At 39.8% G+C, this 12,905-nt stretch carries 10 protein-coding genes; 6 read left to right on the forward strand and 4 right to left on the reverse strand.

Annotated elements, in window-relative coordinates; translation table 11 throughout:
• Nucleotides 1-280: 280 nt before the first annotated feature.
• Both ABFX33_RS09805 and ABFX33_RS09810 read left to right on the forward strand, forming a co-directional pair.
• Nucleotides 281-514, forward strand: coding sequence for a hypothetical protein (locus ABFX33_RS09805; RefSeq protein ID WP_346085811.1), 234 nt, complete (start codon nucleotides 281-283; stop codon nucleotides 512-514).
• Nucleotides 515-591: 77 nt separating this feature from the next.
• Entirely contained in the window at nucleotides 592-1,182 is a 591-nt protein-coding gene (locus ABFX33_RS09810) for a hypothetical protein (protein ID WP_346085813.1), read from the forward strand.
• On the opposite strand, the gene rsmG is transcribed toward ABFX33_RS09810, so the two are convergent.
• Together rsmG and ABFX33_RS09820 are read right to left on the reverse strand one after the other, a co-directional pair.
• On the reverse strand, nucleotides 1,183-1,818 hold the full coding sequence (rsmG, locus tag ABFX33_RS09815; RefSeq protein WP_120261509.1) for a 16S rRNA (guanine(527)-N(7))-methyltransferase RsmG: 636 nt from the start codon (nucleotides 1,816-1,818) through the stop codon (nucleotides 1,183-1,185).
• Nucleotides 1,819-1,840: 22 nt separating this feature from the next.
• On the reverse strand, nucleotides 1,841-3,004 hold the full coding sequence (locus ABFX33_RS09820) for a glycosyltransferase (RefSeq protein WP_346085815.1): 1,164 nt from the start codon (nucleotides 3,002-3,004) through the stop codon (nucleotides 1,841-1,843).
• 222 nt (nucleotides 3,005-3,226) lie between these two features.
• On the opposite strand from ABFX33_RS09820, the gene tgt reads away from it, so the two are divergent.
• From tgt to ABFX33_RS09835, 3 genes are all read left to right on the forward strand, one after another.
• Nucleotides 3,227-4,357 carry a tRNA guanosine(34) transglycosylase Tgt gene (gene tgt, locus ABFX33_RS09825; RefSeq protein ID WP_346085817.1) on the forward strand — a complete coding sequence of 377 codons (1,131 nt, stop codon included), beginning with the start codon at nucleotides 3,227-3,229 and terminating at the stop codon, nucleotides 4,355-4,357.
• A gap of 101 nt (nucleotides 4,358-4,458) precedes the next feature.
• A complete protein-coding gene (locus tag ABFX33_RS09830) occupies nucleotides 4,459-5,538 on the forward strand; it encodes an LptF/LptG family permease (RefSeq protein ID WP_346085819.1) in 1,080 nt (359 codons plus the stop codon).
• A gap of 108 nt (nucleotides 5,539-5,646) precedes the next feature.
• A complete protein-coding gene (locus tag ABFX33_RS09835) occupies nucleotides 5,647-6,558 on the forward strand; it encodes a DMT family transporter (RefSeq protein WP_346085821.1) in 912 nt (303 codons plus the stop codon).
• A gap of 141 nt (nucleotides 6,559-6,699) precedes the next feature.
• Here ABFX33_RS09835 and ABFX33_RS09840 read toward each other — a convergent pair whose 3' ends face one another.
• Nucleotides 6,700-9,747, reverse strand: coding sequence for a VIT domain-containing protein (locus tag ABFX33_RS09840; protein WP_346085823.1), 3,048 nt, complete (start codon nucleotides 9,745-9,747; stop codon nucleotides 6,700-6,702).
• Nucleotides 9,748-9,992: 245 nt separating this feature from the next.
• Between ABFX33_RS09840 and ABFX33_RS09845 the strand changes: the two genes are divergently transcribed.
• Nucleotides 9,993-11,285 carry an esterase-like activity of phytase family protein gene (locus ABFX33_RS09845; RefSeq protein ID WP_346085825.1) on the forward strand — a complete coding sequence of 431 codons (1,293 nt, stop codon included), beginning with the start codon at nucleotides 9,993-9,995 and terminating at the stop codon, nucleotides 11,283-11,285.
• A gap of 143 nt (nucleotides 11,286-11,428) precedes the next feature.
• Here ABFX33_RS09845 and ABFX33_RS09850 read toward each other — a convergent pair whose 3' ends face one another.
• On the reverse strand, nucleotides 11,429-12,889 hold the full coding sequence (locus tag ABFX33_RS09850) for a glutamate synthase subunit beta (RefSeq protein ID WP_346085827.1): 1,461 nt from the start codon (nucleotides 12,887-12,889) through the stop codon (nucleotides 11,429-11,431).
• Nucleotides 12,890-12,905: the final 16 nt, after the last annotated feature.

Here is a 12,905-nt window from a genome sequence, read left to right on the forward strand (position 1 = left end):
ATCTTTAATTAGATGAAAGCATTACAGAAATAGGCTGGATCATGACATCCCTTGGGTTTTGTTGTACCGACGAGATGGTAGGTCGTGCATAGTTTCTGTACCGCACCTTTCATATCATCGCCGCTGGCTGATGATTTTTTGAGCAGGATTGCTCATTTGTCTTATTGCAGTTGGGATAATAATAATATGTGAACTTTCTTTTATGGGGAAGAAATTGAGGTCCTGTTTGGAAAAAATGTACTGTATTTGGTAGCTTTGCTTGATTAACAATATTTTTAGCATGGAAATGAAAGAACCTTTTGATATCGAGTTAGGTGATGTGATTTATTCTATTTTTCCGGAAGAGGAAGATACCTATGTTGTCTTTAAAGATGGAACGGAATATGTGAAAATTATTAAGGATACAGATACCACTTGGTTGAAACTGAATCCTGAAACTGAGTTGCCAATGTTCGGCATGGACGAAGAGGTTAACCTGATCGGTGAGGAGATCAAAAAAGAACTGGGGCAATAAGTCGTATAAGTTAAAGATCGTTAAAGTCATTTCGGCCTTATTTCCTGTTGATTATCTTCGGGTAATCAATTATAGATATGGCACGTATTTGTTTCCTGTTTTTAATCGCTTTTTGTGTTTATTTGGCTTCTGATCGGCCGGTTTTTGCTCAACCTATTGAATTCGTTTTGCAGGATACCGTAAAAAAGAAAAATGGAAAGGATACACTCCGATTAGATACAATCCAGGTTAAGCGTAAAAATAGCCTGGCAGAGGACAAGCTTAACGAAAAAAAAGAAAGCTATAAATCCATTTACGCCTTAGGGGATAGCAAGGAGATGGTTAACTTGCCCAAGAAAGGTGGGGTAGGGCTTAGTATTAATAAGCTTTATAATAAGTTAAGTCGAAAAGGGCGGAATGCGAGAAAGCTTCAGCGACAGTTTGAAAAGGAATACCAACAGGATCTGATTCGGGAAGAATGGTATCCGCTGACGAAGGAATACAGTAAGTTGTCAGGAGATTCGTTGCGCAAATTTAGAATATATTATGAACCCGCTATAAAGTGGTTCCGTGAGCATGATCGGTATGAGAAGATCGCTTATATACATAAGTGCTTAACATATTATCTAGATTCTGTAGACATTATCCATAGGCGACTTCAGTTTCCTATGGATAATGCAAAACTTTAACTACATCGGTACGTATACCAAATATTTTGTATCGAAGAAGTCTTCCTTAAAGTAACTCGAGAGTGGGTGCAATTCAGCTTTTAATTTGGATTCTTTGATTTCTTCACTTAGATCGCCACCTTTGAGGTAGAGGATCCCGTTTGGAATTCCGTTTTTGTCTTTTTTTGCAAATTTGTTTCGGATCCAAGGTGTAAAATCTCCGAGTCTGGTTACAGCCCGTGAAATAACGAAGTCGTATTTGTCGTCTAATTGTTCGGCACGAATATGATCGGCTTCTACATTTTTAAGTCCTAATGCTGCTGCAACCTCACGAACTACTTTGATTTTTTTTCCGATCGAATCCACCAAATGAAACTTAACTTCTGGAAACAGGATCGCCATGGGAATACCTGGAAAACCACCGCCAGTTCCGACGTCTAAAACCTGCGTTCCTGGAGCTAACTCCTGCACAAATTTGGCAATACCCAATGAATGTAATACATGATGAAGGTATAGACTATCGATGTCCTTACGTGAAATTACATTGATCTGGCTATTCCATAAAGTGTAGAGGTCTGCAAGTTTGGCAAACTGTTCTTTCTGTATATCCGTTAATTTCGGAAAGTAGGCGTAGATGATATCGACTGTAGGATTCAAAATGTGATGTTTTAAAGGTGAATTATTTCCAGCTTATTTTTTTCTTTTTTCGGCTGAACAAACCATTGATGCAAATATAGAAATAGTAGATGAAGTCTACCAAAGGAAGCCACCAAATCAGCTCTTTCACTTCAAGTTTCTTGTAAATAGATGTAAAAACGGCCCATTGGGCGAATAGTCTCAGCAAGTAAGCTGTAAGGGGAAGGTACCAAAAAGCAGGAAATGCAATAGTAGTAGCAATCAGGGTCAGGTAAAATAATACCGCAGAAACCAGTTGCGTTCCCAACATGCGTTGATGGCGTTTTTTATAGATGGTGGATGCCCCAGAATGTCTCGCTTTTTGTTTATAATAACTTTTCCAGGTTGTTTTGGGAGCTGAGTAAACAATAGCCGCTGGTGCAAGGGCGATATTGACATTTATTGCTGTTGCATTTTGATTGACAAAAAGATCGTCATCACCAGATTTAATATGCATGTGTGCTGCAAATCCTTTATTTCGAAAGAAGAGATCTTTTTTGTAGGCCATGTTTCGACCAACGCCCATATAGGCATCTCCTTTGAGTGCATAGGAGAGGTAGCTCATCGCGGTATGGCTTGTCTCAAACCGGATTAAGAGGTTGAGTAAACCTCTTTTCTTAAAATAGGGGGAATAGCCCAATACGATTTCGGTCTCTGGTCTAAAGGCAGAAGCAATCTCTTTCAACCATTGATCAGATTGAGGTGCGCAATCCGCATCGGTAAAGACCAAAGTCTCATATTTCGAAGCTTTGATCCCCATGCTCACAGCGAATTTTTTACCATGTTTCAACCGGATATGCTCTTTGATATCGACAATCTTTAAATGGGCATATTGCTCATCAAATTCCTGAAGTACCCAAGGGGTTTCGTCCGTGGAAAAATCATTTACGACAATAACCTCGAAATTGGTATAATCTTGATTGAGGATACTGGGCAGAAATTCCCTAAGATTGTCCTGTTCATTATGCGCGCAGATAATGACAGATAATGGAGGAAGATCGGTTTCCGTTTGATTCGGTTCAATTTGATACCTGCTCAATTTGCTGTAAACAAATAAGATGTAATATAATTGTGCCAATAGGAAAAGACCTAATATCCCAAATATGATATATGGAAGATTGGCCAAAAATACATGTAGGTCAAGCATAGCCCACAAAGATAAGCGCATTCACAATCTTTTTATAAAGGAAAATGATAATTTATTCCTGAAACATCCTGTTTGCAAATCTTTTTATAGTATTTTTGCAACATATTTTAGGAAAAGACGGGCGTAAACATATCCGTAAGCGGAACCTTATTTCCGTTACGAAAAACAGTCTTACTGGCGTTATGAAAGACATGCGCAAAAATCTGTCTACTGGAATATAATTAGTCACAGAGGAAAATATTAATGAAATTTACGCTACAAGCACAAGATACACTATCAAAAGCACGTGCGGGTGTTGTCGAAACTGCACATGGTCCCATTCAAACTCCAATCTTTATGCCTGTTGGCACCGCTGGTACGGTGAAAGCCATTCATCAGCATGAGTTGAAAAATGATATTGAAGCACAGATTATTTTAGGTAATACCTATCATCTTTATCTGCGCCCGGGATTGGATGTACTGAATAAGGCCGGAGGGTTACATAAGTTTAATGGTTGGGATCGTCCGATCTTGACAGATTCTGGCGGTTATCAAGTATACTCATTGACAGAGGTGCGTAAGATTAAGGAAGAGGGAGTTACTTTCCGTTCGCACATTGATGGTTCAAAACATCTTTTTACTCCAGAAAATGTGATGGATACGCAGCGTATTATTGGTGCGGATATCATTATGGCATTTGATGAATGTACACCTTATCCATGTGATTATGGTTATGCACGTCGTTCTTTGGATATGACCCATCGCTGGTTGAAACGCTGTGTAGATCGTTTTGATAGCACTGATCCCCTTTATGGATATGATCAGACATTATTTCCTATTGTGCAGGGATCAGTTTATAAAGATTTAAGGATAAAATCCGCAGAGACAATAGCATCCTTTAATCGCGATGGAAATGCAATTGGTGGATTATCCGTGGGTGAACCGGCAGAGGAAATGTACGCGATGACCGAAGTGGTTTGTGATATTTTACCGCAAGAAAAACCACGTTATTTAATGGGGGTAGGTACTCCTGTAAATATCCTGGAAAATATCGCTTTAGGGGTTGATATGTTTGACTGTGTAATGCCAACGCGTAATGCGCGTAATGGTATGTTGTTTACACAAAATGGTATCATCAACATTAAAAATGAAAAATGGAAGGATGATTTTTCTCCTATAGAAGCAGAAAGTGATTTACATAGCGATCAATTCTATTCAAAGGCTTATTTAAGACATCTGATAAAATCACAGGAAATTTTGGGAGCGCAAATTGCTTCATTACACAATTTACATTTTTATCTTTGGTTGGTCAATCAAGCCCGTGAGAAAATCATAGCTGGTACATTCTATGACTGGAAAAATAAAATGGTGAAAATTTTGGATCAACGTTTGTAATAGAGTCACATAAAAAAATAAAATTATAGATAAAGTATGTGAGTCTGGGCTTGCAGAAGTAGAGTCTCAAATCTCATATCTTAATACTCAAATCTAAAAATATGCTTTCGTTAATCGATCGTTACATCATCAAAAAGTACCTGACAACATTTGTGTTCACGATGGCCATATTCACCGTGGTTATGGTTGTTTTCGATGTGTCCGAAAGATTGGATGACTTTCTGAAATACAAGGCACCTTTAGATAAGATTATCTTTGAGTATTATGCTGGATTTATTCCATTCTACCTTAATTTTCTCTGTCCACTGATCAATTTTATTGCGGTTATCTTTTTTACCTCAAAAATGGCGGATCAGACGGAGATTGTTCCGATATTAAGTGCGGGATACAGTTTCAACCGTTTGCTACGGCCTTATATGATAGCTGCAACATTGATCTTTATCGTTTCTTTGGTGTTCAATATCTTCATTATTCCGCATACCAATAAAATGAAGGTGGATTTTGAGAACATCTATGTGAAGCCATTGAAAGATAATTCTCGTGTCTCAACGCATATGCAACTGGATAAAAACAGCTATGTGTATATTGATAATTTTGATAATACAACCAAGACTGGTTATGGTTTTGTATTGGAGATTTTCAAAGGGGATACATTGAAGGAAAAGATGATGGCTGACCGTATCACATGGGATTCCGTAGCGACAAAATGGAAAATTGAGGGATACACCAATCGTGTTATTAACGGACTACATGAGCGAATGGACAAAGGAACGGTCAAAGATACGACTTTGGACATGAAACCATCGGATTTTGAATTACGGGATAATATGTTTACTGCAATGGATACCCGTGAACTCAATATTCGTATTCATAAAGAGGAAACAAGGGGGACTGGGGTGATGAATGATCTGCTGCTGGAGAAATATAAACGTTATGTTTATCCATTCTCCGCTTTTGTTTTAACCTTAATGGGTGTGGCTCTTTCTTCCAAAAAGGTTAGAGGGGGGATTGGTTTAAGTTTGGGTATCGGAATCGGCTTAAGTTTTACATATATTGTTTTTATTCAATTTGCGACCATGTTTTCGCTGAAAGGAGGATTACCGCCATTGGTTGCGGTATTGATCCCTAATGTGACTTTCTTGTTAGTGGCAATTTATCTGACGATAAAAGCTCCAAAATAATTCCTATTCATATCATTATTAGCTTAAGCAGTTTATAACAAAGGGAAAAATAAGTGCTGCTCCTAAACGTTTCATTGCCATTACAAAATAATTTATATTCTATTGAATATGTCTAAAATTCAACTAAATCGGAATATTCTAATTCTGCATTTAACAATCCTTATTTGGGGGTTTACAGGGATCTTGGGTAGTCTCATTTCTGTTTCTGCTATTCATCTGGTATGGTATCGCGTGGCGATTGCATCTATTTCCTTGTTGGTCTATTTTCTGTTGACTAAACAATCGATATTGGTTTCTAGAAAACAGTTTCTTCAGTTTTTTATGGTGGGGGCGGTTGTCGGTTTACACTGGGTTTTGTTTTTCTATTCCATTAAGGTATCTACCGTCTCGGTAACGCTGGTCACATTATCTTCGGTGACATTGTTTACAGCCATATTGGAACCTATTGTCAATAAAAAACGTATTGCATTACTGGATATTGTCGTCGGTCTGGTGATTATTGTAGGGATTTATACCATATTTTCGTTTGAGACACATTATCTGGTTGGTTTATTGGCTGGCCTCGGTTGCGCTTTCTGTGCAAGTATATTTTCTATTGCCAATGCAAGAATGGTCAAGAAATCCAGTCCAACGCTGATCACATTTTATGAAATGCTAGGAGCATGTTTTTGGATCAGTATACTTATGTTGTTTACAGGAGATTTTAACGCTGAGATGAAGTTGGGACAGCAGGATCTGATTTATTTATTATTATTAGGCGTAGTTTGTACAGCGGTTGCCTATGTGATGGGGGTCGCAGTCATGAAGGAATTATCCGCTTTTACTGTTGCATTAACCACTAATCTGGAGCCTGTATATGGTATACTTTTAGCCATGTTGATCTTTGGCCAGAAGGAAACGATGAGTGGTGGATTTTATCTAGGAGCTTGTATCGTTCTTGGTGCTGTGTTTACCTATCCTTATGTGAAGACGAAACTGGAGAAAAGACAAAAAGAGCTTATCATCCGCAAATTGCACTAAAGATTACTGAGGTGTCCAGCAAAGCTGGACACCTTTTTTCTTTCACTCTGCTCGTACTCTCTTGCAGTTCTATTTCAACTATTCAATTCGGAGAGGGTTTGCTCTTTTTGAATCTCTCAGTAATCCTTTCTTTCGGGTGAACTAAAACACAAATTCGCCCACTAATATATTTCTTTCTTTGTCACGGTCAAGGTAGATTGTGGTGAGTTTACGTTCCTGTCTTCCTGAACTATAATAGGTGAAGATTTCAGCTAAGACAGCCGCAGGGCCAGCCAGAGTCAAGGAGCTATCGTTATAGAAATCAGCTTCTATTTTATATTTCCCTTTCAATGCTTTTTTTAATAAGAATTGTTCTGGACCGTAACCTCCCGTAAAGTCATTGCTTAATCGACCTCCAATTGCTGTTGCGGGGTTGCTGTAAAAGCATTTTTCTCCATTTGGATCTGTGACCCAGAGATCAATATCGGTATTTTGGGAATTCCAATTGAGGACTACCCGTATGTCAACAGGTAGGTCAGCGACAAGTTTCTTTTCCACAGCAGCTTTAGCTGTTGCACTTTTCTGGAGTTTGATAAGGTTGTTGATCTCCATCACAAGGATTTCCTCGATGCCATCGTCCCGATTGGCGGCCTCGGGTGAATAACTTTGTGTCAAAATGCCATAAAGTTGTTCTAGGGCTTCTTTGTACTGACCTTTATCCTGTAAAGCCAGGGCATAATCACGATGACTTTGCGGATCCATTGGACGCCATTTTAGTACTTTAGCGGTTATATATAACGCATTGTCAACATCTCCCCATTCCCGGAGCTTGTAGGAAATGGTCTTGTAAAGATCTGCATTTTCAATTTGCAGGTCTGCCAACGCACTTAGGATAAGTAAGGCCTTTTGCCTATCTCCCTTTTTGAAAAAGAAGTTGGCAACATCGAAATAGAAGGTAGGTGTTCCCATATACTGATCCCGTAGCTGAAGATAGCTTTTGTAAGGATCTTTGGATTGATTGAGCTCCTTTAGGTAAGCATTGTCTTCCTTAATTTCGGGAATACTTATTTTGCCGGTTGTGCTGCCGAGGGTACTGGTGGGCTGTACTCCAGCAACGCGTCCTTCTAGTGCTTGAACAGCATTTACAGTAACGGATTCTTTAAGTGCGTCGTTGGATGAGATATCCTCTAGTACCACTTCGCTGGATGTTGCGTTGGCAACTCTTGAATTGGCTGCCGCATACACGCGCTCGTCACTAGCCCTTTCTGCTGATCTGTATTCCACGGCCGGCGGTGTGGACACTGGACTTGCAGAGGGACGGGATGGCATTGGGGGAACAGCGATATTTACAGTGGGAGCGTCTTGGGCAATAGCTGTATCAGTAGACCGACCTGACCGATCCCGTTGTGGATATTTCGTTTTTTGCTGAAAGTCGGTATTCCACCAAGATTGAAGTTGCTCAGTGATATTCTGGGCCTGTGTCAATAAATCCGCTACGCGTTCTTCCTTTTCTATGCGCTCTTCTTTTATGAGTCGATTGAATTCGGGAAGCAACTCAGCTGGTGGCGTGATTGCATAACGTATATAATCTTCCACATTTTCCAAAACAATTAAACTGGTGTTCCGTGTCACAATGCCAAATTGTTTTCCGATTGCTTCGATTTCATCCCGATGGTCGTCGTATTGGATGTCCAGTGCATTTATTTTCTTTTGTGCCCAGATCTGTTGCAGATCGATCTCTCCATTGTCGGGTTTTAATGGAACTTTGATCTCTTTAATTATCCGTGCTCCATCACCGACTAAAAGTGTGATTTCTTTTGCCCCACTGTCTTTGCCAAGCCCCGAGACAGAAAAATAGGATTGAACAGGTGAGCCTTTCTCCGGATAGATTTCCGTAAAAGCATATTGTTCTTTTACTCCCAAAAAGAGCAGGTCGATTGAATTTAACGCGTTATAGGCTTGAGTGATCGTTGTATTTGTCAAATTGACCATTTTCCCATAATGAGTCTGGGCAATTTGTTTGAGATTAGCATAGTCTGAGCTGGTTGAAGAGGTGATACAATAAGTAGGCTGATCAAGCACAATTTTGCCCTGGCCAAATGTAGAAAGTCCGTCACTGAAAAAGAGATAATTTGCACCATGCAGTACTCCGCTCTTTACTTGGCTATAATCGGTTCCACCATCATAAACTGTTTGTTTCAGCTGATTTCTCAACTCTTCCCAGTTTCCCTGACTGATCTGAAATGTCCTTGCTTTGCTGAAACGAATATCTAAATAACCTAGATCCACTGATATATTCTGATTTTCATTGAAAAACTGATCCAAGAGACTGAACTCTTTTTCTAGATCTCTATTTTTTGAACTTAATGAACGATCCCAAATAATGGCTATGCTGTTGCCCCATTTTTTTTGCGTTTGTTTAGGTATTTCCAATTTTGCATTGGCTAGAAAGTAAAAACTGCCATCTTGGTTGAATTGTTTTAATCCTGAGACGGCGTTTTCGTTTAAAGGGAGTTTAATCGCGAGATTTTTTGAGGATTTAAACTGTTGCTTGTGTAATGTAGCAGTGTAGTTATGGTTTTGTTCAGAAAATGCCAAGGAACCATCAGGCTGCTCAGTAAAGCTTGGTTTTTTATTGCCTTGGTATACGTTGATGCTCAGCTCGACGTTTTCAATAATGGAATTATAGTTCAAAGGCAGATAATAATATAATGCCTGATCGGATTCTGGTGTTAGGTTTTCCGAATAACTAATCTGGATCGTACGTCGTCCTTTTGAGGGTAGGGGATAGATTCGGCTTCGGAAGTTGTTTCCTTCTACTTTTTCAAGCAATCCGGGGTCTACTCGTCGTGTTTCTATACTTTCAAAAACTTCGGTGCCTTTATTTTTGTCCACTGGTGCCGCCTGGCGTAGTTTTCCATTGATATCCAGGGCATAACCGCTAACGGAAACACCTTCAGGCATCGGGAAAGTAAGTTCCCCTTCGAGATCCCGATTTGTCGTGTTTTCGAAAGTCATAGTCATTGATGTTTTGGCAATATTTCCAAAAATACTGACAGCCACTTTTAGGTCGACGAGTTTTACTGCATCTACACGTTGCTCATTTTTTATTTTTAAGCTGGGTACCTCACGACTGGGTTTTATTTGAGACTTTGTATCCACATTGGAAAATACCAAAAGGGTGAGGAGGGCTAATATTGTCTTTTTCATTTGAATCATTGTTTATCTGCTTGTTTCCATCAGAATTAGGGGCTGGTGTTTGACAATGGTCAATACTGTTCGTCCCCTAATTCCTCTGCCTATTTTTCCTTTGATGCAGTGAAAACGCAAATTCCATAACGGCAACCTATTTTTATTTACCATTATGATTTGGTCAGTGGATGTAAGTTATTTAAACATTTGTTAATGATTGCCTAATATGTGAGGTTTATGTTTGCGGGATAATAGAACAAATTATGAGAAAATTATACAGTGCATTGGGGATTGCTCTTTTGTGTGCTTCCTGTAGTAAGGACGATGTGTCAAAGATTATTGATCCAATTGTCAATTTAATTTATCCGGATAAGGCCGTAGCCACAGATCCAAAAGTATTGGGTACGGTTGGTGAAGTAAAGGTATATAATGGTGGATATGGATCTTCTATGGTTCAGGATCCGAATGATAAAACAGTCTTTTATCTATTAACGGATCGGGGACCGAATATCGATGGTACAGAAAAAAATAGTAAAGTTTTTGCTAACCCGATGTTTACCCCTCAGATCGGTAAATTTCGATTAAAGGATAATGTGCTGGTTTTTGAATCAGCAATTGAATTAAAGAATAAAAACGGCGTAAAATTGAACGGCTTACCGAACCCTGAAGGTAAAGGTGGTTCGGGAGAAACGGCATGGGGGACAGACGGTCAGAAATTGGCTCCAAGTGAAGACGGTATTGATTCGGAAGGATTGGTGAGAGCTGCCGATGGCTCCTGGTGGGTAAGTGATGAGTATGGCCCACATATTGTTCACTTTGATGCTTCTGGAAAGGAGATTGAGCGGATTAATCCTTGGACAACGGGAAAGAAATTACCATTGGTATTTGCCAAGCGACGCCCAAATCGTGGAATGGAAGGTCTAACGATTACGCCAGATGGTAAGACCTTGGTCGGTATTATGCAATTTCCTCTTTATAATCCTTCCAAAGATGCGGTGAAAAACTCTTTGGTTATCCGTATTGTAACGATGGATATCGCTACAGGAAACACCAAGCAGTATGTGTATATGATGGAAGGTGCCGATTTGCAGGCGGTAAGTGAAATTGCTGCGGTGTCTAATTCAACTTTTATTGTGTTGGAACGTGATGATAAATATGCAACAGAGGCAACACGTGGTGAAGTGTTCAAAAAAATCTACCATATAGACCTTGCGGGAGCAACAGATATTTCTGACCCTAGTAATGGCGATAAGGGGAGACTGTTTGATGGTAAGAGCGTTGAAGAATTAAAAGATGTCACTACTTTGGCTAAATATAATATTAAACCTGTGACCAAAACTTTGGTAGCCAATTTAATGACGGATATCAAAGAATTATATCCACACGACAAAGCAGAGGGTTTGGCGGTTATCAATTCATCACTTATCGCAGTTTGTAACGATGATGATTTTGGGGTTACGGGAGAGGGAATTTATAAATCTAAAATATTACCAGCGATAAGTACCGTTGATAAGAATAGCATCTATTTTATTAAATTAAAGACTCCATTGAAGTAATTATTTATTTTAGTTGTATCGAGAAAACGCCTGTTGATAAATCAGCAGGCGTTTTTGTATTTGATTGAAAAATCTAAAGCATCGACTCTCGCCAATGGGTTTACAATCCCATTGTGCAGAAGGATATATTAGATTAGCAATAGCTAAGCATTTTGGGCCGCTAGGAAATCTTTGCTTTCAAGTTCGGAATAACCCATAAGGTATTCATCTACTTTCCGTGCGCACTCCCGGCCTTCAGAAATCGCCCAGACCACCAATGATTGCCCTTTACGACAGTCACCTGCGGTGAAGATATTTTCCACAGAGGTTTGGTAATCTTTATCATTGGCTAGAATATTTCCTTTTTCGTCAACGCGCACACCAAGCTGCTCCAACAGTCTTTGCTCGGTATGTTTGTACCCGATTGCCAATAAAACAAGATCGGCCGGAATTTCCCTAACTTCAGATTCGCCCAATCTTGTACGACGCCCAAATTCATCCACCTCGTATTGAACTTCTTTAATTTTTACGGCTTTGATATGTCCATTTTCGTCGTGAATGAATTCTTGTGTTTCAGTTGCCCAAAGTCGTTCACAGCCTTCCTCCTGTGAAGAGGAAGTGCCAAATGTCACTTTGTCCATTGGCCATGGATTATTTTTTAAACGTTCTTTCGCAGGTGTTGGTTTACGGGCAATTTGGGTAATACTCTTGGCCCGATGACGGTTGGAGGTACCAATGCAGTCTGAACCTGTATCACCGTCACCAATAACGACCACATGTTTATCTGTGGCTAAAATGCGTTCTTGATCAATGTCGATGCCACTTACTTCTTTATTCTGCTGTTTCAAAAAGTCCATAGCGAAGTGAATTCCTTTAGCTTCATGGCCCGGTAGTTGCATATGCCAAGGGACAGTAGATCCAGTAGCCAATACTACGGCATCATAAGCTTTCAATTCGTAGAAGCTTATGTCTTTTCCGACCTCTGTATTTACTTTAAATTCAATTCCTGACTCTTTCATTAAATTAATCCGGCGGTCGATAACAGACTTCTCCAGTTTGAAATCCGGAATACCATAGCGGAGCAAACCACCGACCTGATCGTCACGTTCAAAAACAATGACATCGTGACCAGCTTTATTCAGCTGTGCCGCAGCAGCTAGTCCAGCGGGACCGGAACCGACTACAGCAATACGCTTGCCTGTTTTTAAATAGCTCTTATGGGCTTTAACATAGCCTTTTTTGAATGCAATCTCAATGATATGCTTTTCAATTTCTTCGATTGTGATCGGAGTGCTATGAATGCCTAGTACGCACGCAGATTCGCAGGGTGCTGGACATATTCTACCTGTAAATTCTGGAAAATTATTGGTTGAGGTCAGGATCTGGTATGCCTCTTCCCATTTTCCGTCATATACCGCATCATTGAATTCAGGAATAACATTGCCCAGTGGACAGCCTGAATGGCAAAACGGAATACCGCAATCCATACAACGTGCAGCCTGCTTATTTAGCTCATTCTCAGAATATCCTTTGTTAAATTCTTTGAAGTGCTGTACACGGCCTTCAACAGCTTCTTTTGTTGGAAGCACGCGCTCAAATTCTTTAAAACCTGTAATTTTTCCCATGATCTGTGCTTCCTAT

It is taken from the genome of Sphingobacterium ginsenosidimutans (assembly GCF_039536865.1).
Lineage (GTDB): Bacteria > Bacteroidota > Bacteroidia > Sphingobacteriales > Sphingobacteriaceae > Sphingobacterium > Sphingobacterium detergens.